This is a genomic window from Fontimonas sp. FW305-C-3 (assembly GCF_058783185.1).
The window spans coordinates 931,732-953,425 of record NZ_JBYSYK010000002.1 but is presented as its reverse complement, the minus strand read 5'-3'; the positions used below and the strand labels follow the sequence as shown (position 1 = coordinate 953,425).

The 21,694-nt window shown below is 67.2% G+C and carries 20 protein-coding genes; 8 read left to right on the top strand and 12 right to left on the bottom strand.

Going from position 1 to position 21,694, the window contains the following annotated elements:
• Positions 1 to 56 precede the first annotated feature (56 nt).
• The gene (locus tag AC3WUF_RS10745; protein WP_492425297.1) at positions 57 to 866 is read left to right on the top strand and encodes an enoyl-CoA hydratase/isomerase family protein; all 810 of its coding nucleotides are present in this window, start codon (positions 57 to 59) and stop codon (positions 864 to 866) included.
• Between the two features lies 1 nt (position 867).
• Here the strand turns inward: AC3WUF_RS10745 and AC3WUF_RS10740 are convergent, their stop codons facing one another.
• Both AC3WUF_RS10740 and AC3WUF_RS10735 read right to left on the bottom strand, forming a co-directional pair.
• The gene (locus AC3WUF_RS10740) at positions 868 to 1,605 is read right to left on the bottom strand and encodes an SDR family oxidoreductase (protein WP_492425295.1); all 738 of its coding nucleotides are present in this window, start codon (positions 1,603 to 1,605) and stop codon (positions 868 to 870) included.
• A 155-nt stretch (positions 1,606 to 1,760) separates the two neighbouring features.
• The gene (locus AC3WUF_RS10735; protein WP_492425293.1) at positions 1,761 to 2,522 is read right to left on the bottom strand and encodes a hypothetical protein; all 762 of its coding nucleotides are present in this window, start codon (positions 2,520 to 2,522) and stop codon (positions 1,761 to 1,763) included.
• A 194-nt stretch (positions 2,523 to 2,716) separates the two neighbouring features.
• On the opposite strand from AC3WUF_RS10735, the gene AC3WUF_RS10730 reads away from it, so the two are divergent.
• The 6 genes from AC3WUF_RS10730 (at position 2,717) to AC3WUF_RS10705 (ending at position 8,677) form a co-directional block, all read left to right on the top strand.
• On the top strand, positions 2,717 to 2,911 hold the full coding sequence (locus tag AC3WUF_RS10730; protein WP_492425291.1) for a ferredoxin: 195 nt from the start codon (positions 2,717 to 2,719) through the stop codon (positions 2,909 to 2,911).
• Between the two features lie 25 nt (positions 2,912 to 2,936).
• Complete coding sequence (locus AC3WUF_RS10725; protein WP_492425289.1) at positions 2,937 to 4,166, top strand: cytochrome P450; 1,230 nt, start codon at positions 2,937 to 2,939, stop codon at positions 4,164 to 4,166.
• Positions 4,154 to 4,873 (top strand): DUF2889 domain-containing protein, encoded by a 720-nt coding sequence (locus AC3WUF_RS10720; RefSeq protein ID WP_492425287.1) that lies wholly within the window; start codon positions 4,154 to 4,156, stop codon positions 4,871 to 4,873. Before AC3WUF_RS10725 ends, AC3WUF_RS10720 begins: the two co-directional genes overlap by 13 nt.
• Before the next feature lie 203 nt (positions 4,874 to 5,076).
• Positions 5,077 to 5,838, top strand: a complete 762-nt coding sequence (locus AC3WUF_RS10715) for an SDR family NAD(P)-dependent oxidoreductase (protein WP_492425285.1) — start codon at positions 5,077 to 5,079, stop codon at positions 5,836 to 5,838.
• Positions 5,839 to 5,846: 8 nt separating this feature from the next.
• Positions 5,847 to 8,102 carry a PKD domain-containing protein gene (locus AC3WUF_RS10710; RefSeq protein WP_492425283.1) on the top strand — a complete coding sequence of 752 codons (2,256 nt, stop codon included), beginning with the start codon at positions 5,847 to 5,849 and terminating at the stop codon, positions 8,100 to 8,102.
• Entirely contained in the window at positions 8,099 to 8,677 is a 579-nt protein-coding gene (locus AC3WUF_RS10705) for a TetR/AcrR family transcriptional regulator (protein WP_492425281.1), read from the top strand. The genes AC3WUF_RS10710 and AC3WUF_RS10705 overlap by 4 nt, the downstream gene beginning before the upstream one ends.
• 99 nt (positions 8,678 to 8,776) lie before the next feature.
• Here the strand turns inward: AC3WUF_RS10705 and AC3WUF_RS10700 are convergent, their stop codons facing one another.
• The 9 genes from AC3WUF_RS10700 to AC3WUF_RS10660 all read right to left on the bottom strand — a co-directional run bounded on the left by AC3WUF_RS10700 (position 8,777) and on the right by AC3WUF_RS10660 (position 18,676).
• Positions 8,777 to 9,718, bottom strand: a complete 942-nt coding sequence (locus AC3WUF_RS10700; protein ID WP_492425279.1) for a hypothetical protein — start codon at positions 9,716 to 9,718, stop codon at positions 8,777 to 8,779.
• Positions 9,719 to 10,006: 288 nt separating this feature from the next.
• Complete coding sequence (locus AC3WUF_RS10695; protein ID WP_492425277.1) at positions 10,007 to 11,065, bottom strand: aldo/keto reductase; 1,059 nt, start codon at positions 11,063 to 11,065, stop codon at positions 10,007 to 10,009.
• Complete coding sequence (locus AC3WUF_RS10690) at positions 11,062 to 12,627, bottom strand: AMP-binding protein (RefSeq protein ID WP_492425275.1); 1,566 nt, start codon at positions 12,625 to 12,627, stop codon at positions 11,062 to 11,064. Before AC3WUF_RS10690 ends, AC3WUF_RS10695 begins: the two co-directional genes overlap by 4 nt.
• A complete protein-coding gene (locus tag AC3WUF_RS10685) occupies positions 12,614 to 13,825 on the bottom strand; it encodes an MFS transporter (RefSeq protein ID WP_492425273.1) in 1,212 nt (403 codons plus the stop codon). Before AC3WUF_RS10685 ends, AC3WUF_RS10690 begins: the two co-directional genes overlap by 14 nt.
• Before the next feature lie 13 nt (positions 13,826 to 13,838).
• The gene (locus AC3WUF_RS10680; RefSeq protein ID WP_492425271.1) at positions 13,839 to 14,261 is read right to left on the bottom strand and encodes a PaaI family thioesterase; all 423 of its coding nucleotides are present in this window, start codon (positions 14,259 to 14,261) and stop codon (positions 13,839 to 13,841) included.
• Positions 14,262 to 14,343: 82 nt separating this feature from the next.
• Positions 14,344 to 15,258, bottom strand: coding sequence for an acyl-CoA dehydrogenase family protein (locus AC3WUF_RS10675; RefSeq protein WP_492425269.1), 915 nt, complete (start codon positions 15,256 to 15,258; stop codon positions 14,344 to 14,346).
• Positions 15,258 to 16,394, bottom strand: coding sequence for an acyl-CoA dehydrogenase family protein (locus AC3WUF_RS10670; protein WP_492425267.1), 1,137 nt, complete (start codon positions 16,392 to 16,394; stop codon positions 15,258 to 15,260). Before AC3WUF_RS10670 ends, AC3WUF_RS10675 begins: the two co-directional genes overlap by 1 nt.
• Positions 16,395 to 16,402: 8 nt before the next feature.
• Positions 16,403 to 17,197, bottom strand: a complete 795-nt coding sequence (locus AC3WUF_RS10665) for an SDR family NAD(P)-dependent oxidoreductase (protein ID WP_492425265.1) — start codon at positions 17,195 to 17,197, stop codon at positions 16,403 to 16,405.
• Positions 17,198 to 17,245: 48 nt separating this feature from the next.
• The gene (locus AC3WUF_RS10660; RefSeq protein ID WP_492425263.1) at positions 17,246 to 18,676 is read right to left on the bottom strand and encodes an NAD-dependent succinate-semialdehyde dehydrogenase; all 1,431 of its coding nucleotides are present in this window, start codon (positions 18,674 to 18,676) and stop codon (positions 17,246 to 17,248) included.
• Positions 18,677 to 18,856: 180 nt separating this feature from the next.
• Between AC3WUF_RS10660 and AC3WUF_RS10655 the strand changes: the two genes are divergently transcribed.
• Positions 18,857 to 20,524, top strand: coding sequence for an FAD-dependent oxidoreductase (locus AC3WUF_RS10655; RefSeq protein ID WP_492425261.1), 1,668 nt, complete (start codon positions 18,857 to 18,859; stop codon positions 20,522 to 20,524).
• Positions 20,525 to 20,602: 78 nt separating this feature from the next.
• On the opposite strand, the gene AC3WUF_RS10650 is transcribed toward AC3WUF_RS10655, so the two are convergent.
• A complete protein-coding gene (locus AC3WUF_RS10650; RefSeq protein WP_492425259.1) occupies positions 20,603 to 21,667 on the bottom strand; it encodes an AraC family transcriptional regulator in 1,065 nt (354 codons plus the stop codon).
• Positions 21,668 to 21,694: the final 27 nt, after the last annotated feature.

The window sequence follows — 21,694 nt, the reverse complement described above, 5'->3', positions numbered from 1 at the left end:
CCCTGGATGCCCGCTTTCGCGGGCATGACGGTTTATTTCCCGGGATGGAGAGGAAGATGTCCGAAGCTCCGCATCTGCTGGTCGAGGAAGACGGCGCGATCCTGATCGCGACACTGAACCGTCCGGACAAGCTCAATGCCCTGACCGGCGAGCTGATGGGCCTGTTCGAGCAGGCACTGCATCGCTTCCGCGACACGCCGGCACTGAAGGTCATGCTGATCCGCGCGACCGGCCGCTACTTCTGCGCCGGTGCCGATCTGCGCAGCGGCGATCCCGGCAGCCTGCCGCAGAACTCCGCGTCGGCGATCCGCGAGAACCATCGCCGGCGTCTGCATGGCATGCACCGCATCTACGACGAGATGGAGTCGATCGAGAAGCCGATCGTCGTTGCCCACCACGCGACCTGCATGGGTGGCGGTCTCGAACTGTCGCTGTCCTGCGATTTCCGCCTCGCGGCGAAGAGCGCGCGCTACGCGTTTCCCGAAGGCAAGATGGGTGTCATCCCGGCTTCGAACGGCGTCAGCCGTCTGTCGCGCATCATCGGCACGCACTGGACGCGCTACCTGATCATGGCCAACCTGCCGGTTGATGCCGACCGTGCATTGATCATGGGCCTGGTCCATGAGGTCTACCCCGACGAAAGCTTCGAGGCAGATGCCATGAAGTTCTGCCGTCACCTCGCCGAACAGAACAGCGAGCAGATGGGCGCCGCCAAGCTTGCGATCGAACTCGCGCATGACGTCGGCCTCGCGCAGGCCCGCAACGTCGAGCGCCTGACCAACAGCGCGCTGATGCTCAACCCGGCCTACGTCGAAGGCATGAAGCGTTACGTCGAAGGCATCGGCGGCAAGAAGGACAAGGGCTGAATCAATCCGCCTTGCGAGCGTGCAGGTTCACGCTTGCGACATGCACGCCGGCCGGCAGGTCGACCAGCGACCGGAACACTTCAGTCACGGTCGTGAACTGCGACAGCGGCCGTTCGCGCAGGTTGACGCCGGCCGCCATCGCCGCCTGGACGAAGCGCATCCGCACTTCCGCAGGCACATCCCAGGTCTTGCCTTCTTCCATCATCTGGCCGGCGCGCACGTTGGTGACGCGGATGCCGCTCGGTTCCAGCTCGTGGTACAGGCCTTCGGAGAAGCGCTCCAGACCGGCCTTCGAACTCTGGTAGGCGACTAGATACGGAAAACGCATGCCGACCGATTCGCTGCTGATGTTGATGATGTGGCCGCCCGGGCCCATCAGCGGAATCGCCGCGCGGGCGCAGAACATCGGGCCGGCGAGATTGGTCGTCACCGCGCCGAGGATCTGCTCATCGGTCGCCTCACTGATCAGGAACGGTTCGTAGACCGCGGCGTTGTTGATCAGCACGTCGATGCGCGGATGGCGCTGCGCGATCGCGGCGAACGCGGCCTTGACCGATTCTGGCGAGGCGATGTCGCAGGCTAGGCCCAGTGCGCGCTCGCCCAGTTCCTTCGCAACGGCTTCGACCTTGCTCGCGGTGCGGCCGAGCGCGACGACGCTGTCGCCGTCGGCCACGAAGCGGCGGGCTAGGGCGCGGCCGAGGCCGATACCGGCGCCGGTGATGACGATGACTTTGGGCATGTGAATTCCCCAGTTCGGATTCAGCAAATGTCCGTTCGTGTCGAGTGCCGGCGAAGCCGGTGTATCGGGACATCACAACTGGCAGTGGTGGCATCTCGATACACCGCGCGCATAGCGCGCGGCACTCGATGCGAACGGGGTTTGTCAGGCCTCTATCAGCGCGGATACACCGACAGATCACCCGCGTACGCAATCCCACCTGGCCAGAACCGCGAGCCACTCACCTTGCGGAAGTAGTGCACGGTGCGCGCGGTGGAAGCAGCGGCGGAACGCGGCTGCATTGCAACACCACTCGGGCTGCGACCACCGGCGCGCGCGCTGAAATCCTTCAAGGTGAAAAGCAGATCGTCGGTCTGCTGCGCACACAGCACGAGCTGGTCGCCGGGGCAGTAGCGGCGTGGTTCGATCTGCAGGCTGGAAAGTTCGCCGCGCTTCATTGCGACGTGGCCGGGCACGTTGATCACCTCGCCGCTGTGCACGTCGTCGTACCACTGCTGGTACTCGGCATTCCGACCCGGCGTGTAGTTCGCCAGGATCAGGCTGATGCCGGAGAACGGCTGGTCCTTCTGCCAGTTGGGGCTGGGCTTCCAGTCCGAATACAGGCGGTAGCTGTAGATGCGCTCGTTCTCGCCCGTATCGTCGATCAGCCCCGCATCGCGCGCTGCGGCAAGCAGCGGGCCGAGCGCCGGCAGGTCGATCTCCGGCTGCGGCAGGTCGAAGTCGTAGACGCTCATGTAGCGCCAGGGCTGCGGGATGTCCGGCATGATCTGCTGCGGGGTCACCTCGTAGCGATCCGCCGCCATGAAGCCGCGCAAGGCGGCGAGCGCCTGCCGATGCGGGCCGTCGAACCAGGCGGCGTAGTCGGCCTCGCGGCCGGCCGGCGCGTTGTGCAGGTGAATGGTCGTGTACAGGGCCATGGCGTCGTGCGGTGAAGGGTTGATGAGCCGGCAAGCAGACATCCGGCATCGGGCTATAGTCAACAGCGATGTTGATAACGTCAAGCGCGATTGCGCGCCGGTGCAAGTGCGGCGCAATCCGTTGTGCGATAAGAACGGCAGCCAGGAGAGGAGCCGGCCATTGCAGCCGGCAGCCGTACCGAGCGGAGGAGAACATGAAGATCCGAATCAACAAGTCGGCCTGCGTCGGCAATGCCCGCTGCGCGGCGATCGCGCCCGATCTTTTCCCGCTCGACGACGACGGCTACATCGCGGTCGAGGAGATCGACGTGCCGCCCGGCATGGAAGAACAGGCGCGCAAGGGGGCGAAGGCCTGCCCGGAGCGCATCATCATCATTGAAGAAGAATGAGCCGATCATGACCCTGAGTGCCGCAGTGCCACGCCCAGCCCACATCACCGATGCGGCGTTCTACGACTTCGACATGTTCGCCGACCCGGCCTATGTCGAGAATCCGCATGAGCGCATTCTCGATCTGGTCAAGAACGCGCCGTCGATCTTCTGGACGCCGCGCAACGGCGGCCACTGGCTGCTGATGAGCCATGCGGCGAACTTCCACGCCGGCCGCGATACCGAGGTGTTCTCCAGCGAGATCGTGCCGCAGGCGACGATCAAGGCGATGCTGGCGCAGATGCCGCCGGGCTCGCCGCATATTCCGCAGCCGCTGCCGATCACGATCGATCCGCCGGCGCACACCGCATACCGCGCGCCGCTGCAGCGCGCGTTCTCGCCCAAGGCGATGCTCGACATCAAGGACAGCATCCGCACGCTCGCCGCCGAGCTGATCGACGCGATGAAACCGAAGGGCACCGCCGAGTTCGTCAACGACGTCGCCGAGCCGCTTCCTGTTCAAGTGTTCCTGAAGATGTTCGGCCTGCCGGTCGCGCGCCAGGCGGAGTACCGCGCACTGGTCAAGGAGCACATGGAAGGGATCAAGAATCCCGATCCGCGTTCGATGGTCGGCCGCATGCTCAAGCTCACCGCGATCATGCGCGAGACCGTGCTCGAACGTAAGGCGAATCCGCAGAACGACCTGATCAGCCTGCTGTGGCAGGCCGACATCGGCGGCAAGCCGACGACGATGGAGGACATGGAGAACTACTGCGTCGTCCTGTTCACCGCCGGCCTCGACACCGTCGTCAACGGCATCAGCCTCGGCGTGCTGCACCTCGCGCGCAATCCGCAGCTGCAGGCCGAGCTGCGCGCCAAGCCGGAGCTGATCCCGAAGGCGGCCGAGGAGATGCTGCGGCGCTACACGTTCACGGTGCCGCTGCGGCGCGTGACGAAGGACCTGGAGTTCCAGGGCGTCGCCATGAAGGCCAACGACCGCGTGATGATGTTCCTGCCGGCCGCCGATCTCGACAGCAAGGAATATCCGCAGGCCGAACGCTACGACCTGAACCGCGAGAACAGCGTGCACATCGCGTTCGGCACCGGCCCGCATCGCTGCCTTGGCTCGCACCTCGCGCGTCTTGAACTGCAGATCGTCTACGAAGAACTGCTCGCGCGCCTGCCGGCGTTCCGCCTCGATGCGAGCAAGCCGGTCGCCTACCACGGCGGCCATGTCGTCGGGCCGGATGCGGTCTGGCTGCAGTGGGCGAACTGAGCGGCGTCGCGATCGACAGCCTGCCGGGGTTCCGCCGGCGCTTCCACATCACGCCGTCCGCGGGCCGCGTGCAGGTCGATGTCGAAGACGACTATCACTGCATGAGTGTCGTCGTCGAGCATGCCGATGGCATCGCGACGCAAGTCGAGCCGCACATGATCCGCGCGCCCTGGACGACCTGTCCGGGGGCGGTCGCGAAACTGCGGGCGACGTTCGACGGGCTGGCGCTGGCGGACTTCGCGGAACGCGGCGACAAACCCGAGAACTGCACGCACCTGTACGACCTCGCGCTGCTCGCCGCCGCGCATGCCGGCGATACGGTGCCGCTGGTCTACGACATCCTCGTTGCCGATGCGATCGACGGCCGGCGCCGTGCCGAGCTGCGCCGCGACGGCGTCGCGGTTCTGGACTGGGTCGAGAGCGAGTTCCGCATCGTCGAGCCCGGGTCGCTGAGCGGTACGCCGCTGATGCAGCTCGGCCGCTGGATCGCAGGGCTCAATCCGCAGATGCAGGAGGCCGCGCGCCTGCTGCGCTGGGGCAACATGCTCGCGCACGGCCGGGCGATCCCGATGGAGCGGCAGTCCGACGCGACGCGCATGCCGCCGAACTGCTACAGCTTCCAGCCGCAGCGCGCGGCGATTGCGAAACGTGTCGGCGCCATTCGCGACTTCAGTCACGGTGATGCGGAGCCTCTCGCGAAGGCATGAGCCTGAGTAGCCCGGATGAAATCCGGGGTCTGCGCCTGCTGACAGTCCGGCTTCCCGGGTTTCACCCGGGCTACTTCCGCTGCCGCTTCTGCTCGCTCCGTCTCCCCGAGCGCGGGGTGAGGGTGTCTTTCTCGAGCAAGCTGGACACTCAAGTTATCACTTGATAACTTAACTGCACGGCACTTCGCCCAGAAGGATCTCCAATGACTCAGCGATATCAAGGCCGCCATGTGCTCGTCACCGGCGCCGCTGGCGGCCTCGGCCGCGCGTTCGCGCTCACCTTCGCGGCCGAAGGCGCAAACCTGTTGCTCATGGATGTCGATGTCGCTGGCCTGGACGTGCTGGCCGCAGAACTGCGTGCAGCCGGTACCAGCTGCACCACGCATAAAGTCGACCTCTCGAACGAATCGGAGATCCATGCGGCCGCCGCACAAATCTGCGCTGACGATGCACGCCTCGACGTCTTGATCAACAATGCCGGGCTCGCCTATGGCGAGATCGCGCACGGCTTTCTCGGCCTCAGCCAGGAGAAGTGGCTGCGCTATCTTGCGATCAACACCGTCGCGCCGCTGCTGCTGGCGCAGGCGCTGCGACCGGCGCTCGCGACAGCGAAGGGTGTCGTGCTGAACATCTCGTCGATGGCGAGCTACGTGCCGGGCACGGCTTACGGCGTGACCAAGGCGGCCCTGAATGCGATGACGTTCGCGATGGCCGGCGCGCTCGGCGGCGACGGCATTCGCGTCAACGCCATTGCGCCCGGCATCATGGAAACGCCGGCGAACCGGGCACAGCTGCCGCCGGAAATCTACGCCCGCATCCAGGGTCAGCAGATGCTGAACCTGCACGGCACGGCGGAGGACATCGCGAAGCTGGCCCTGTTTCTGGCGTCCGACGATGCGCGCTTCATCACCAACGAGACCGTCCTCTGCGATGCGGGCAACCGCATCCGTGGCTGGCGCGTGTAGGCGCACTCATGAGCGCAATCGGCAGCTGGAAAGTCACGATGACGACGCCGGTCGGTCCGCAGACCATGGTCCTGCACATCGACACGCTGGGTGAGACCTTCAACGGTCGCATCGAAAGCCCGATGGGCAATCACGACATCAGCGGTACCGCGGCGGGCGGAGCGCTGAGCTGGCAGATGAAGGCGACCAAGCCGATCCCGATCACGGTGAGCTTCAAGGCGCAGATCGACGGCGACCGCTTCACCGGCAGCGCGAAGCTGGGCCTGCTCGGCAAGTCCAGCTTGAGTGGTGAGCGGCTGAAGAGCGCTCAGCCGGCGGCAGTCGAGGCGCCGGCGATCGTCGGGCGCATCACCGAAGAGACGATCGATCCGAAATATCGCGAGCCTTACGTTGACGTCAACGAGCTGCGCGAGCAGCCGCTGCCGCATCGCTATGTGCACGGCGGTTTTCGCGGTACGGATGCGCGCTTCTCGTTCTACTTTCCCGAGCGTGAGCGCTATCAGGGACGCTTCTTCCACAACACCTATCCGCTGGCGCTGTCGGAAGACATCGGGCCGTTTCCGATCGAGTTTGAGGTCGCGACCGGCGATCTGGGCTTCACCTTCGACAGCGGCGCCTACTACGTGCAGACCAATCTGGGCGGCAGCGACCGCGCCGGCATGGCCGATCCGGCGATAGCCGCGTATCGCGTCAACGCGGCAGCGGCGAAGCACTCGAGGCTTGTCGCCGCCGAACTGTATGGATCGCACCGGCCTTACGGGTACTTGTTCGGTGGCAGCGGCGGCTCCTATCAGGTGATCGGCAGCGCCGAGAACACTCGCGGCGTCTGGGACGGCTTCGTGCCGTTCGTGATGGCAACGCCGAACGCGATCCCGAGCATGTTCACCGTGCGCATGAATGCGCTGCGGGTGCTGCGGCAGCGCGACCGCCTCCCGGCGATCATGGACGCGATCAATCCGGGCGGCAGCGGCGATCCGTTGGCAACGCTCAACGACGAGGAGCGCGCGGCCTACCAAGAAGCCGCGCTGATGGGTTTTCCGCCGCGCGGCTGGTGGAACCACGCGAAGCTCGACAGCGGCTACTTCTCGCAGGTCGCGCCGCTGATGCCGATGCTCGATCCCGGCTACCTCGAGGACTTCTGGCGTCTACCGGGTTACCTGGGCAGCGATCCGGCCTCGTCGATACACGCAGCGCGATTCACGTTCGAAACGGCGGTCAGCCAGGTCATCGACGGCATGCCGCGCCACGTCGAGCTGGCGTCAGTGCCGGACCACGACTTTGCGGATAGTCATCTCGTGCTGCTCAGCGGCAAGGGCGCGGGCAGCAGCGTGCCGATCGCGACAATCAACGGCCGCCGCGTCGGTTTCGCCTACGCCGCGGATCAGTCGGTGACCGGCAGCATCGAGGTCGGCGACAGGGTGCGTATCGACAACAGCTGGGGGCTGGCGCTGCAGACCTACCAGCGCCATCAGCTGCCGACGCCGGACCTGTACGGCTGGAACCAGTTCCGTCATGCCGATGGCACGCCGATCTATCCGCAACGCGACGTGCTGATTGGCCCGGTCGGTGCGGTCGGGACCGCCGGCAGTCTGCCGAACGGCGACATCAGCGCGAAGATGATTGTCGTCGAGGTGCTGATGGATATCGACGCACTGCCCTGGCAGGCCGACTGGTATCGCACGAAGGTGCAGGCCGCACTGGGCGCGCAGAGCGATGACCTCTTTGCGCTGTGGTACATCGATCATGCCCAGCACGACAATCCGCAGACGCCGGCGGCGCATGCGCACACCGTCAGTTTCTCCGGCGCGCTGCAGCAGGCGCTGCGCGACGTCAGCGCCTGGGCCGAGCAGGGGCGCCGGCCGGCGAGCACGCAGTACCGGATCGTCGATACGCAGGTCGTCGTTGCGGATACCGCCGCCGAGCGCGGCGGTATTCAGCCGCTGGTCGCTTTGAGTGCCAACGGCGCTCAGCGGGCGGAAGTCGCGGTCGGCGAGACCGTCAGCTTCAGCGCGACGGTTGAGGTGCCGGCGCAGGCGGGCACCGTGGTCGCGGCCGAATGGGACTTCGAAGGCATCGGCAGTTATCCGGTTAAGGTCGTCGTCGACGGAACGCAAGCGCGCGTGCAGCTGACCGCGACTCACGCCTACAGCCGTGCCGGCACCTATTTCGCCGTGCTGCGTGTCGCTTCGCAGCGCGACGGCAACACGCAGACGCCGTATGCAAGGGTGCAGAACCTGGCGCGCGTCCGCGTCGTCGTCCGATGAAGGCGAAGGCACTCAAGAAGCCTTCGGCGCCGAAGCCTCGCAACGCCGAGAAGACCAAGGCGGCCATCCTTGCCGCCGCGCAGCAGGCCTTCGCCGAGATCGGCTACTCGCAGGCCGGCATCCGCGATATTGCCGCGATTGCCGATGTCAGCTCGACCCTGCTGCTGCGCTACTACGGCACCAAGGCCGCACTGTTCGAAGCGGCGCTGATCGAGGCGATGCCGTTGACGCCGCTGCTGACGACGACGAAGCGCGAGGCGATCGGCCAGCACCTGAGCCATCTGTTCGTCGACACCCGGCTGGCGATCAGGCCGCCGTCGATCATCGCCCTGGCGACCGGCGACGCCGAGGCGCGCGAGATCGCGACGCGCGTCATGCGGGAACGCATCGTCGCACCGCTCGCGAAGTGGCTCGGAGCGCCGGATGCCGAGGCGCGCGCGCTGCAGATCGTCACGCTGGCGATGGGTTTCGTGCTGTTCACCCAGCAGTTCCCGTTGATGCCCGAGCGCAAGGGCGCGGACCGCAAGATGGCCAGCTGGCTTGCTGCGTCGATCCAGGCGGTCGTCGATCGGTAGGATGGGCCGCGTAGGATGGGCCGAGAGGCCCATCGTGGCCTCGATCACCGCCTGTCGATGGGCCTTGCGGCCCATCCTACGGATTCTGGAACGTTGCGATCAGATGATCGGATCGATCCGGATATCGACACCCTTGGCCAGCGCATCGGTCGTCACATCGGCCACTTCGCCGGGCGGCCGGCGCGCCGGTCCCGCGGCTTCGATCAGGATGTACGTGCGGCCGGCGTGCTCGATCGTCGCCTGGCCCGCGCGCGGCGTGCCGGCGATGCCGATCAGATAGTGCTGCGGCACGTGCACGCCGATCAGCGGTGCATCGCTGAGGTTCTGCAGGATCGCCGCGAGCAGCGCGCTCTTGGTATCGCAGTCGCCGAAGCCGCGCTCCAGCGCCTGCGGTGGCGGGTAGAAGCCGATGATCTTGCGACCCTGATCCCAGGTGTCCGGTTGCTTGTAGTCGAGACCGCTCTGGACCAGCGCGATGGCCGCCTCCAGCAGCCACTGCGGATCGCGCTGCTGCTGTGCAGCCATGCGCTGCAGCGCCTGCGCCAGCGGCGCGACGCGTTGGCGGTTGCGCTGTACGGCGATCGGCACGTCGACCAGTACGCGCTTGCGGTTCTTCTCATCGGTGCCGAGGCGCAGGCCGCGGCCGCGGTAGTAGGCCAGGATGCGGCGCTGGAACTCGGCGTCGTTGCAGGCCCTGCTGTTGCACTGGGCGACCACCGCATCAAGGTCGGTCTTGACCAGGCCGTACTCGCGCTGCGAGGCGCGCACGTCGTCACCAGCGAGCGTGAAGCTCAGGCGCAGCGGGTCGTTGTCGAAGCTCAGGAAGTTCGCGGTGATCTGCAGGCTGTCGCGCGCGCCGCGGGTTGCGAGATAGCGCGAAGGCCGCAGCGTGTTCGGTCCGGGCGAGAACGCAGCGTCTTCTTCGGGGCTCGGCGAGCCGGACGCCAGCAGCGGTGCGCTGAGGATCAGCATCAGCGCGGCGGCCAGCAGCGGCCAGCGTGTCAGGAGGAAGCTGACGGATGATGCGGCGGTGTTCTGCATGTCTGGCTCCGGCATCGGTCGCGATGCGGAGACAGAGACAAGTCATGTGCGAGGCCTGAAGAGCCGGTGTCGGGGCGCTTCCCGTCAGGGCCGACCTGAGCGCGAAGATTCGTCAGTGGCGGCGCACAGTTACGCCGACGAAATCGGTGCCGACGGTTTTACGTCACCGCTTCTGCGGTGCCTCGCATCGGATGAGCGGCGAGCGTGCTTTTGCGTGGAGCGACGGCGCGACTGACAGAGACTGACGGGCCGCGTCAGCAAGTGACGCAATTGCGCGCACTGTGCGCGTCAGCGCCGCGCTACGTTGACGCCGCCGAACATCATGCCCATCGCAGGTCCGGCGAGAAATTCGTGGGGGAATCCCAGATCGATGCGGCTCGCCGCGTTCAGTCGTTCGACCTGATCCGTGCTGAATGCAATGTCGAGCGCGGAAAGATTGTCGTCGAGCTGTTCGACGGTGCGGGTGCCGAGGATCGGCGACGTGACCGCCGGATTCAGCAGCGTCCAGGCGAGCGCGGCCTGCGCCGGCGTGCAGGACAGTTCGTCGGCGACGGTCTTGAGCACTGCCGCGATTGCCAGCGTGCGTTCGCTGAGGCGGCCGGTCGCAAGGTTGATGTTCTTGCGCGAGCCGGCGGCCTGCACGGCGCCGGTGGCCTGCAGATCGGCCGCCTGGTACTTGCCGCTGAGCACGCCGCCGGCGAGCGGCGACCAGGGCAGCACGCCCATGCCCATCTCGCGCGCCATCGGCATCAGGTCGCGCTCGACCGTGCGCTCGGTGAGGTTGTACGGAATCTGCAGCGCGGCGAACGAGGTCCAGCCGCGCAGCTCGGCGATCGCCTGCATGCGCGAAGCCTGCCAGGCCGGCGTGTCCGACAGGCCGATGTAGAGCACCTTGCCGCTGCGCACGAGATCGTCGAAGGCGCGCAGGATCTCGTCGACCGGCGTGCGGCTGTCCCAGACATGCAGATAGAGCAGATCGATGTAGTCGGTCTGCAGACGGCGCAAGCTGTCCTCGACCGACTGCAGCATGTTCTTGCGATGGTTGCCGCTCGCGTTCGGATCGCCGGGGCGCATCGTCAGGCTGTACTTGGTCGCGACGACGAAGCGCGGGCGCTGGCCCAGCACGAGCTTGCCGACCATGCGCTCGGATGCGCCGTTGGCGTAGAAGTTCGCGGTGTCGATCGAGTTGCCGCCGCGTTCGGCGTAGCGATTGAAGATCTGCGTCGCCGCCGCTTCGTCGCTGCCCCAGGCGGCATCGACGCCGAAGGTCATCGTGCCGAGCGCGAGCGGCGAGACGCGCAGGCCGGAGCGGCCGAGCAGGCGGTAGTGATCGAGCTGGGTGGTCATGCCGATGTCGTCCCGTATTGCGCGCGCAGCGCCTTCTTGTCCGGCTTGCCGACTGCGGTCAGCGGAATGGCGTCGATGTAACGGACCTGCTTGGGCGCCTGGAACGAACCCTTGCGTGCGGCGACGAGTTCGATCAGTGCGTCGGCTTCGACCTGCTGCCCCGGCCGCAGCACGACGAGCGCCTGCACCGCCTCGCCCCATTTGGCATCGGCGACGCCGATCACCGCGACCTGCGCCACCGCGGGGTGCTGGCTGAGGATGTCCTCGATCTCGCGCGGGTAGATGTTGAAGCCGCCGCTGACGATCATGTCCTTCGTGCGGTCGACGATGCGCAGGAAGCCGCCGGGATCGCGCACCGCAACGTCGCCGCTGTGCAGCCAGCCGCCGGCGAAGGTCTGCGCGGTGAGGTCCGGATTGTCGCGATAACCGTCCATGATCAGTGGGCCGCGGATACAGATCTCGCCGGGCTCGCCGTCGGCGACCGGTTGGTTGTTCGCATCCAGCAGTTCCACCTGCAGCCAGGGCGTCGGCCGGCCGCAGCTGGCGAGGCGGCGCAGATCGTTGACGTCATGCTCGCGCTTGCGTAGCAACGTCACCGCCATCGGTGCCTCGGCCTGGCCGTAGAACTGCGAGAACACCGGGCCGATGCGCTCGATCGCTTCCTTGAGCCGCGCCGCCGCGATCGCCGATGCGCCGTAGAACACCGTCTCCAGGCTCGACAGGTCGAACTCAGCGAAGCGCGGATGATCGAGCAGTGCGTAGATCATCGTCGGCACCAACAGCATGCAGTTGATGCGGTAGTCCTGGATCGCCTGCATGACGGCGACCGGCTCGAAGGCCGGCAGCACCAGCATCGTGCCGCCCTTGAGCAGGGTCGGCAGGAACATCGCGGCGCCAGCGTGGCTCAGCGGCGTGCAGGACAGGAAGCGCGGCGGATTCGGCCATTCCCATTCGGCGAGCATGATCTGCACGGTGTGCAGGCCAGTGCGATGGACGCTCGCGATCGACTTGGGCTTGCCGGTCGTGCCGCCGGAATAGCCGAGCCGCTGCACGTCGTGCGGGCCGACCTTCGGCGCGACCAATTTTTGCGGCTCGAAGCGTTCGGCGCGTGCACAGAGATCGTCCGCCTGCGGATGCGGTCCGAACGACAGCAGCTTCAGGCCCGGCGCGCGCTCAGCGAGCTGCAGCGCGCGTTCGGCGTAGCGCGCATCGAAGATCAGCCACTCGATGCCGGCGTCACGGACGACATGCAGATGATCGTAGAGGCCGCCGAGCGGATGCATCGGCGCCGACACCGCGGCGAGCAGTTGGAAGGCATTGACGGTATGCAGCACCTCGGGCCGGTTCGCCGACAGCATGCCGACGCACGTACCGGCGACGACGCCGAAGCTGGCGAGCGCCTGCACGAAGCGGCTCGCCGCGTCACGCACGTCGCCGACCGTGAGCAGCGGGCCGCCGAGCAACTGCAGCATCGGCCGCGCGCCGTCCTGGTTCAGCGCGTTGGCGAGCAGGTCCGGTACATACAGCGGCCGGTGCAGCAGCTCGGCCTCAGCCGGCGACATGCTGGCCACCGATGCGCTTGTGACCGAGCAGCATGAACATCGCGCTGCCGATTGCAACGCCGATCGCGGTCAGCATCAGATAGACGTCGTAGCCGCCGGTCAGCTTCAGCGCGAGGCTGAGCAGGCCGGCGCCGATCGACGACGCGAAGCCCAGCGCGGCGATGACCATGCCAAGCACCGAACTGTAGATGTCGACCTTGAAATGGCGCAGCACCAGATAGCCGGCGATATCGCCTTCGGCGCCCTGCGACAGGCCCATCAGCATGACGGCGGCCGTCAGTGCGGGCACGGTGTCGATGCTGGAGGCGAGCAGGAACATGCCGATGCTCGGCAGGCCCATGCCGACCGCGGCGACGACATGCGCGGGCAGGCGATCGAGCGCGACGCCGCAGACGAAGCGGCCGATGATGACGCCGGTCGCGTACAGCGACACCAGCCGCGCGGCGGTCGCCGAGTCGGCGTGGTTGTCGAGCAGCATCAGCTTGAGCTGCACGCCGTGCAGCGGTTGCGGGATGTTGCACAGGAAGATGCCGCCGGCGATGACCCAGAACGCCGGGCTGCGCAGGATCGCCCGGTAGTCGTGCGCGCCGCGGCGCTGTTCGCGCAGCTGTGGCGTGTGCTGCGTGTCGGCCGGAATCAGCGCCAGCGCGATGAGCCCGCAAACAGTCGTGAACACCGCGAGCGCCTGATAGCCGGCGCGCCAGCCGTGCGCGTCGATGTAGTCGCTGAGCAGTGGCGCGCCGACCGCGCCGACGATCGCCGGGCCGCTGGCCATGATTGCCAGGCCGATGCCGCGTGCCGAGACGAAACGCTCAGCGACGAGGCGGCTGTAGACCGCCGTCGACGTCGAGATGCCGAACAGCACCTGCAGCACGACGATGCCGATGAAGTGATACAGGCTGCCGTTGAAGAAGCTGAGGCCGTAGTAGGACAGCGGCAGGAAGATGACGCCGGTCGTCGCGACGCGGCGCACGCCGAACAGGTCGGTGAGGCGGCCGACGAAGGGCAGCAGCACCAGCGTCAGCAGCGTCACCGTGCCCATCAGTGCGAAGTCGGCCTTCGACCAGCCGAACTCGGCGAGCAGGTGCGGCGCGAAGGTGCCGATGATGTAGGCGCTGGCGCCGAGGCCGGCGCCATGACCGAGTGTGCTCGCGAGCAGCGAGCGCCAGTGGGTCCGCAGCTCGCCGAAGTAGGTCATGGCCGTAAGGCGCTCATTTCGCTGGCCGCACTTCGAGCACTTTCCAGATGCCGTCGGCACTGGCGACCGTGCGACCGCCGGCGACGATCAGCCCGCGCACGAAGAACATCTGCTTGCTCAGCCGCACCAGTTCGGGCTTGCAGCTGACCAGCTCGCCGACACGCGCGCCGGAAACGAAATGGACCTGCAGCTGCGCCGTCACGCAAGCCGTGTGGCCGAGCGCGCGCGCGCCGCGGAAGCCGAGTGCGATGTCGGCGAAGGTCATCAGCGCGCCGCCATGCACCGAGCCGGCGTAGTTGCTCTGTGCTTCGCCGGCGAGGAAGGCCAGCGAGCAGTCGTCATCCGGGCCGTGGCGCCAGATCGCGCCGAGCGCTGCGGTGAAGCCCAGCGTCTCGATGCGCGTCCAGCCTTCGGCGATGAGTTGTTCGTCGTTCATGCTCGGTCCTGAGCCACAGGTAGCCCGGGTGAAATCCGGGATTCGCGCTTGCCGAAAGAGAAGGCCCCGGATTTCATCCGGGCTACGCCGCGTCGGAGAAGCAGTGATCGGCGACGGCGACGGCCTGACCGCCGCGGCCGCCGAGTTCGGACAGCAGCGCCTTGATGCGGTAGGTCCACAGGTGCAGAGGATGTTCGAGCGTCATGCCCATCGCGCCGAGCATCTGGTGCAGGTCGTAGACGATGCGCGTCGCGCTGTCTTGCGCGTGCATCGCGGCGAGCGCAGCGTCGCCGGCATCGCCGCTGGCGGCGGCCTTCAGCATCAGCCAGCGCACACCGCCGGCCAGCACGGTGCATTCGGCCATGCGATGGCGCAGTGCCTGGAAGGTGCCGAGCGGCCGGCCGAATTGCTTGCGGATGCTCAGGTGCTCGACGGTCGACGCAATCGCGGCGTGCAGCAGGCCGCTGATCTCGGCGGCGAGCGCGATGCGCAGCCAGGTGCGAACCGTCGCGGCGTCATCCGCGGACAATGCCGTTGCTGCGGGCCGGCTCTTCAGCTGACCCATCGGATACGCGTAGATCGAATCGACAGCTTCGGCCATGCCGGCGGACGGATGCGCGATGGCGATCGCATCGCCATCGATCAGCAGCACGGTCTTTGCGTCGGCGACGAAGCGGCCGGGCCGGCCGTTCTCGACGACGGCGAACGGCCGCGACAGATCGCCGCCAAGCAGCTGCGGCCGCAGCAGCATCGACAGCGCGGTTTCGGCGCTGCAGGGCAGCCAGGCCAGGCGTTCGACCGCCATCGCCGCCGTCAGCGGGCCGAATTCCGGAATCTGCGCGATGTCGAAGTACTCGCCGGCTTCGAGTTCCTTCTCGAGCGCGGCACCGGACAGCGCGAAGCCGTGGAAGTCGGTCGGCTTGGTCTCGAACTGCGAGGCGAGCTTGTCGATCGCGCCGGTCAGCGCGGTCTGATCCGCGGTCAACGTGAAGTCCATCAGCGCGGCTCCCGCGGCAGGCGCAGCAGTTCGGTGGCGATCAGGTTCAGCTGGATCTCGGCGGCGCCGGAGGCGATGCCGGCGACGATTGCGCGCTGGTGATGCGCGAGCAGCAGCGGGTCGCCACCCGCCAGTGCCTCAGGCACATGCTCGACGACGAACTCGCCGACCAGCCGTTCGGCGTTGACCGTCGCATAGCGCGCGGCGCTCGCCTCCGGCCCCGGCGGCAGGCCGCGCTTGCGCTGGTCGATGATGCTGTAGCTGTACAGGCGCGTTGCCTCGCAGGCGGCCTTGGCGCGCGCAGCCTGGTCGATCGCGGCGCCACTGAAGCGTGCCGCCTTGCGCAAGGCAGCGACCGCGCGGTCGAGCATGCGTGCGGCGAGCGCGAAACGCGGGATGCCGACGCGTTCGAGCGACAGCGAGGTACGGACGATCTCCCAGGCCTGGCCTTCGGCGCCGAGCATCGCGCTCGCGGGCGCGACGACGTTGTCGAAGAAGACCTCGTGGATGTCGCCTTCGCCGATGATGCTCGGAATCTGCCGCACGGTGATGCCGGGCGTATCCATCGGCAGCAGGAAGATCGAGATGCCGTTCTTGCCGGCCGAGGTGCGCGCGAGCAGGAAGCAGGTGTCGGCGTCGCCGGCGTAGGAGGTCCAGATCTTCTGGCCGTTGATGCGGTAGTTCGTGCCGTCGGCTTCCGCGCGCGTGCGCAGCGACGCGAGGTCGGAGCCGGCCTCGGGTTCGGAGAAGCCCTGGCACCAGATCGTCTCACCGCGCGCCATCGGCGGGATGTAGCGCGCCTGTTGCTCTTCGCTGCCGAAGCGCATCAGCGTCGGGCCGATCCAGTTGACGTTCATGTACTGGCCGCCGCGCGGCTCACCGGCCGCCCACATCTCCTCGGCGAGGATGAAGGCCATCCAGGGATCGGCATCGCGGCCGCCCCAGCGCTGCGGCCAGTGCGGCACGAGCAGACCGTCCTTCGCCAGCGCGGCGCAGAACTGCTTGGAGAACGCGCTCTGCGCCGCCGAGCCCGGGCCGTGCGCGAGCGCTTCCCAGTTCTCGGGCAGGTGCTTGGCGAGAAAGTCCCTGACCGTAGCGCGGAAACCCAGCTGCTCGGCGTCCCAGTTGAAATCCATGCGTGTGCTTAGGCCGTCTTCTTGACGCGCTCGGCGACCAGGGCATCCATCGAAAGAAACTTCGTCGTCGACCAGCCGCCGTCGAGCGCGATGGTCTGGCCGTTGATGAAGCTGCCTTCGCTCGATGCGAGGAAGTGCACGGTGTTGGCGATGTCGTCGACCGTGCCGTCGCGATTGAACGGCGTCATTTCCTGGTTGGTGCGCTGGAAGCCGTCGGTGTCCCAGAAGTCCTTGGTCATGTCGGTCTTGATGACACCCGGCGCGACGACGTTGGCGCGGATGCCGCGCGAGCCGTAGTCGGCGGCGATCGACTGCGTCAGGCCGATCAGGCCGGCCTTGACGGCGCAGTAGCTGCCGCCGCTGAGACCGGCGCGCAGACCCCAGACCGAGCCGATGCTGATGATCGACGAGCCCGGGCCCATCACGCGCAGCGCGGCGCGCGAGAAGCGGAACGGCGCCTTGAGGCTGATGTCGAGCACTTCGTCGAGCATCGCGTCGTCGGTCTGGTCGACGGCGCCGAACTTGAAGTAGCCGGCGTTGTTGACGAGGCAGTCGAGGCGGCCGAACTGCTTCATCGCCGCTTCGACGGCGCGGTCGCTGGCGCCCGGCGCCGTGACGTCTTCGGCCACCGCGAGCACGTCGGTCTGGCCGGCGAGATCCTTCGCGAGTTGATCGAGGCGGTCCTTGCGCCGTGCGACGGCGACGATGCGAAAGCCCCCCTTAGCGAAACGCCGCGCAATGCCGTCGCCGAGGCCGGCGCTGGCACCGGTGATCAGCACAACCGGCTTGTTGCTGTTGCTCATGTCATCCCCCATCGTTGTTCTGTTGTCGCCTGCAGCGTGCCGCGGTGCTCAGAGGCTGAGGCAGAGATATTTGATCTCGAGGTAATCCTCGATGCCGTACTTGGAACCTTCACGGCCCAGCCCCGAGGCCTTGATGCCGCCGAACGGCGCCAGCTCGGTCGAGATCAGGCCGGTGTTGACGCCGACAATGCCGGCTTCGATCTGTTCGGCGACGCGCCAGATGCGGCCGATGTCGCGCGCGTAGAAGTACGCCGCGAGGCCGAACGGCGTGGCGTTCGCCATCGCGATGACTTCGCTTTCGTCCTTGAAGCGGAACACCGGCGCCAGCGGCCCGAAGGTTTCCTCGCGGGCAACCAGCATGTCGGCGGTGACGCCAGTCATGACCGTCGGCGTGAAGAAGCGGCCGCCGAGTTCATGCGCGCTGCCGCCGGTGACGACGCGTGCGCCCTTGGCGGTCGCATCGGCAATGTGTTCCTGCACCTTGGCGACGGCCTTGCCGTCGATCAGCGGCCCGATCTCGGTGCCCGCCGCATTGCCGGCGCCGACCTTGAGGGCCTTAGTCGCGGCCGTCAGCTTCTCGACGAAGGCGTCGTGGATGCCGGCCTGCGCGTAGATGCGGTTGGCGCAGACGCAAGTCTGGCCGGCGTTGCGGAACTTAGACTGCATCGCGCCGACGACGGCGGCATCGATGTCGGCATCGTCGAAGACGATGAACGGCGCGTTGCCGCCGAGTTCGAGGCTGAGCTTCTTGATCGTCGGCGCGCACTGCGCGTAGAGCTTGGCGCCGACATCGGTCGAGCCGGTGAACGACAGCTTGCGCACGGTTTCGCTGGCGGTCAGCGCGCCGCCGATCTCGGTAGCGCTGCCGGTGACGATGTTGAGCAGGCCGGGGGGAAGGCCGGCTTCGAGCGCGAGCACGCCGAGGGCGAGCGCGGTGAACGGCGTCTGCGTCGCCGGTTTGACGACGACGCCGCAACCGGCCGCCAGTGCCGGGCCGATCTTGCGGGTGATCATCGCCGCCGGGAAATTCCACGGCGTGATCGCGGCAACGACGCCGATCGGCTGCTTGATGACGACGATGCGCTTGTCGCCGGCATGACTCGGGATCACATCGCCGTAGACGCGCTTGGCTTCCTCGGCAAACCACTCGATGAAGCCGGCGGCGTAGACGATCTCACCCTTCGCCTCGGCAAGCGGTTTGCCCTGTTCCTGACTGAGGATCGCGGCGAGATCGTCCTGGCGCGCGATGATCAGATCGAAGTAGCGGCGCAGCACGGCGGCACGATCCTTCGCGGTGCGCGCGGCCCACGGACCCATCGCCTTCTCGGCGGCGGCGATCGCGCGCTCGGTCTCGGCGGCACCGAAGCGCGGCACGCGGCCGATGACGGCGCCGGTCGCCGGATCGTCGACATCGATCCAGCGTTCGCCGGTCACCCACTCGCCACCGATCAGGCAGGCTTCCTTCTTCAGGCTGGTCATTGCTGGAGTCATTGTTGAACGCTCTCTCATCATTTTATCGGGAGCCTGACGCGGGCCCGCAGACGCATTGCGCCCGCGGGCATGAGACGGATCATGGACAGACCAGTCGCCGGAACAGGGGTCGTCAGCCGCAACGCGCGGCTTGCTAGCATCAGCATAGACGCTAGCCGGGAGCGCTGGATGGGCGGGTTCGATGAGCGGTTCGACTTCATCGTCGTCGGCAGTGGCGGCGGCTCGATGTGCGCCGCCCTGCAGCTGCGCAGCGCCGGCAAGCGCGTGCTGATCCTCGAGAAGGAAGACCTCGTCGGCGGCACGACCGCGCGCTCCGGCGGCGTCCTGTGGATTCCCGCCAATCCGTTCATGCGACGCGATGGCGTCGACGACAGCATCGAGCAGGCAAGCGCCTACCTCGACGGCCTGATCGAGGATCGCGCCGACACGCCGGGCACTTCGCCGCAGCGGCGGCGGCGTTACGTCGAAGAGGCGCCGCGGATGATCGAGTTCCTGGTCGCGCAAGGCATCCGCCTCAATCGCGTCAGCCAGTGGCCCGACTACTACGACGAGCGCCCCGGCGGCTCGGTGGCGGGGCGCACGGTCGTTGCCGAACTGTTCGACGCCAACGAGCTGGGCCCCTGGCGGCGCAAGCTGCGCAAGGGATTTCTCGACGTGCCGGCCTCGCTCGAGGAAGCCTTGCAGCTGCCTCATTTCAAGCGCTCCTGGCCGGCGCGCTGGCTGATGCTGAAGGTCGCGCTGCGCGCCATCGCCGCGCGCCTCACCGGCAAGCGCTGGGTTTCGGCGGGTGCGGCGTTGCAGGGGCGGATGCTGCAGGCGGCGCTGCGCGCCGGGGTCGACATCCGCATCGCCACGCCGGTGGTCGAGCTGGTCGTCGAGGATGGCGAGGTCAGCGGTGTGGTCGTGCGCAGCGACGGCCGCCTGCAGCGCATCGCTGCGGAACTGGGCGTGCTGGTCAACGCCGGCGGTTTCGCGCGCAACCAGGCGATGCGCGATCACTATCAGCCCGGCACCTCGGTGCAGTGGACGATGGCGGCTAGCGGCGATACCGGCGAGATGATCGAGGAGATGATGGTCCACGGCGCCGCCGTGGCGCAGATGGAGGAGAGGGTCGGCACCCAGCTGACGCTGCCGCCCGGCAGCGAGGATGCCGACTTCAAGGCGACCGCGCAGCGCCTGACGGCCGCGCCGCACGCGATCCTTGTCGACCAGAGCGGGGTCCGTTACATGAACGAGGGCGGCTCGTACATGGCCTTCTGCAAAGGCATGTTCGAGCGCCACCGCACGGTGCCGGCAGTGCCAAGCTGGGCGGTGTTCGACAGCCAGCTGCTGCGTAAGACCATGCTCGCCGGGACGATGCCGGGCAGCCGCAAGCCGCAGCGTTGGCGCGACGCCGGGTATCTGCACGAAGCGGCGACGCTTGAAGCACTCGCGCAGTCGCTGAAGATGGAGGCCGCCACGCTGCGCGCGACCGTCGAGCGCTTCAACGGCTTCGTCGCGGCGAATCGCGATGCGGATTTCCAGCGCGGCGAGCGCGCCTACGACCGCTGGCTCGGCGATCCGCAGCAGCAGCCGTCAGCGACGCTCGGCGCGATCAGCGAGGCGCCGTACTACGCGGTGCCGGTCGTGCCCGGCGATGTCGGCACTTACGGCGGCGTCGTCACCGACGAGCACGCCAGGGTGCTGCGCGCAGATGGCTCGGTGATCAAGGGTCTGTACGCGACGGGCGTGTCGACCGCTTCGGTCATGGGGCGCTGCTATCCGGGTGCGGGTTGCAGCATTGGGCCGTCGTTTGTGTGGGGGTATGTCGCGGCGAAGCACGCGCTGGGGGCGTAGGGTGGGCTGAACGCAGTGAAGCCCGCCATTGCAGGCCGGCAACGATGGGCTTCGCTGCGCTCAGCCCATCCTACGCAGTTACGCAGCGGCGGCTTCCAGATTCTTCCGGTAGCGCTGTGGCGTCGAGCCGGTCCAGCGCTTGAATGCACGGCCGAAGCTGGATTGCTCGGAGTAACCGAGCATGTCGGCAACGTCGTCGAGCGACAGCTCGCCGCGTTCGAGATGGACCTTCGCCAGTTCGATGCGCTGCTTCTCGAGGATGTCGGAGAAGCGCAGCGCGTTCTCGCTGAGGTTGGCTTGCAGCGTGCGCACCGAGGTGCCGAGCTTGTGCGCGCAGTGTTCGATCGAGCAGCTGCCGGTCGACAGTGCACCGCGCACATAGTCCTCGACGCGTTCGACGATGCTGGTGCGCGACGCGGCGCGCACGCGGCCCAGATAACCGCCGAGCAGGCGGAACAGCAGACGGTTGGAACTCGCGACCGACTGGCCGAGCAGCGCGGTCGGGAAGGCGATGGCATTGGACGCCGCCTTGCCGCGGAACAGGCAGCCGAACTTGTTCGACAGCTCCGCCACGTCCTGCGCGCGGGTGTCGGCGGCGAGGTTGACGTAGCTGGGGTGGAAGCGCGGCCCGCCGAGCTGCTTGAGCAGCTTGAGGATCAGCAGCGTCGCCTTGTAGCTGGCCTGGTTGTTCTGGCCGAGATCGGATTGCACATGCCACTTCAGCTCGGAGGTCTCGCGGCCTTCGACGAGTTCGAGCACCGCCATCGGCGAATGCACGACGGGAATGTAGTCGACGAAGCATTCGAGCGCTTCGCGGAACGAACCGGACGCACGGCACAGCGTGGCGACCGAACCGAAGACTTCCGGCTCCTGGTGCTCGGCGAGACGCAGGCCGAACAGCGAGTCGTTGAAGGTGCGGCCGCAGTACTCCAGCACGTCGATCAGCGACTTGGTGTCGATGTACGAATCGGGATCGCGCATCGCGCGCGGATCGATGCCGTGGTGTTCGAGAATCCAGCGCGGGTCGGCGCCGAGGCCGCGGACGACGTCGGAGAAGCCGCTCAGGTTGGCCGCGCGCATCTGGCGCTTGACCGGTACCGAGTCCAGCGGTCCTTCGAGGCTGTAGAAGTGTCCATCCGACATTTGCCGTCTCCTCTACGCTGATCCGCG

What these genes read in the sequence shown, in the direction of transcription:
- AC3WUF_RS10650 (WP_492425259.1), bottom strand. Translation starts at nt 21,667, where the DNA reads ATGTCGGATGGACACTTCTACAGCCTCGAAGGACCGCTGGACTCGGTA.
- AC3WUF_RS10685 (WP_492425273.1), bottom strand. Translation starts at nt 13,825, where the DNA reads ATGACCTACTTCGGCGAGCTGCGGACCCACTGGCGCTCGCTGCTCGCG.
- AC3WUF_RS10695 (WP_492425277.1), bottom strand. Translation starts at nt 11,065, where the DNA reads ATGACCACCCAGCTCGATCACTACCGCCTGCTCGGCCGCTCCGGCCTG.
- AC3WUF_RS10740 (WP_492425295.1), bottom strand. Translation starts at nt 1,605, where the DNA reads ATGCCCAAAGTCATCGTCATCACCGGCGCCGGTATCGGCCTCGGCCGC.
- AC3WUF_RS10690 (WP_492425275.1), bottom strand. Translation starts at nt 12,627, where the DNA reads ATGTCGCCGGCTGAGGCCGAGCTGCTGCACCGGCCGCTGTATGTACCG.
- AC3WUF_RS10680 (WP_492425271.1), bottom strand. Translation starts at nt 14,261, where the DNA reads ATGAACGACGAACAACTCATCGCCGAAGGCTGGACGCGCATCGAGACG.
- AC3WUF_RS10730 (WP_492425291.1), top strand. Translation starts at nt 2,717, where the DNA reads ATGAAGATCCGAATCAACAAGTCGGCCTGCGTCGGCAATGCCCGCTGC.
- AC3WUF_RS10715 (WP_492425285.1), top strand. Translation starts at nt 5,077, where the DNA reads ATGACTCAGCGATATCAAGGCCGCCATGTGCTCGTCACCGGCGCCGCT.
- AC3WUF_RS10705 (WP_492425281.1), top strand. Translation starts at nt 8,099, where the DNA reads ATGAAGGCGAAGGCACTCAAGAAGCCTTCGGCGCCGAAGCCTCGCAAC.
- AC3WUF_RS10735 (WP_492425293.1), bottom strand. Translation starts at nt 2,522, where the DNA reads ATGGCCCTGTACACGACCATTCACCTGCACAACGCGCCGGCCGGCCGC.
- AC3WUF_RS10745 (WP_492425297.1), top strand. Translation starts at nt 57, where the DNA reads ATGTCCGAAGCTCCGCATCTGCTGGTCGAGGAAGACGGCGCGATCCTG.
- AC3WUF_RS10670 (WP_492425267.1), bottom strand. Translation starts at nt 16,394, where the DNA reads ATGGATTTCAACTGGGACGCCGAGCAGCTGGGTTTCCGCGCTACGGTC.
- AC3WUF_RS10700 (WP_492425279.1), bottom strand. Translation starts at nt 9,718, where the DNA reads ATGCAGAACACCGCCGCATCATCCGTCAGCTTCCTCCTGACACGCTGG.
- AC3WUF_RS10660 (WP_492425263.1), bottom strand. Translation starts at nt 18,676, where the DNA reads ATGACCAGCCTGAAGAAGGAAGCCTGCCTGATCGGTGGCGAGTGGGTG.
- AC3WUF_RS10655 (WP_492425261.1), top strand. Translation starts at nt 18,857, where the DNA reads ATGGGCGGGTTCGATGAGCGGTTCGACTTCATCGTCGTCGGCAGTGGC.
- AC3WUF_RS10675 (WP_492425269.1), bottom strand. Translation starts at nt 15,258, where the DNA reads ATGGACTTCACGTTGACCGCGGATCAGACCGCGCTGACCGGCGCGATC.
- AC3WUF_RS10665 (WP_492425265.1), bottom strand. Translation starts at nt 17,197, where the DNA reads ATGAGCAACAGCAACAAGCCGGTTGTGCTGATCACCGGTGCCAGCGCC.
- AC3WUF_RS10710 (WP_492425283.1), top strand. Translation starts at nt 5,847, where the DNA reads ATGAGCGCAATCGGCAGCTGGAAAGTCACGATGACGACGCCGGTCGGT.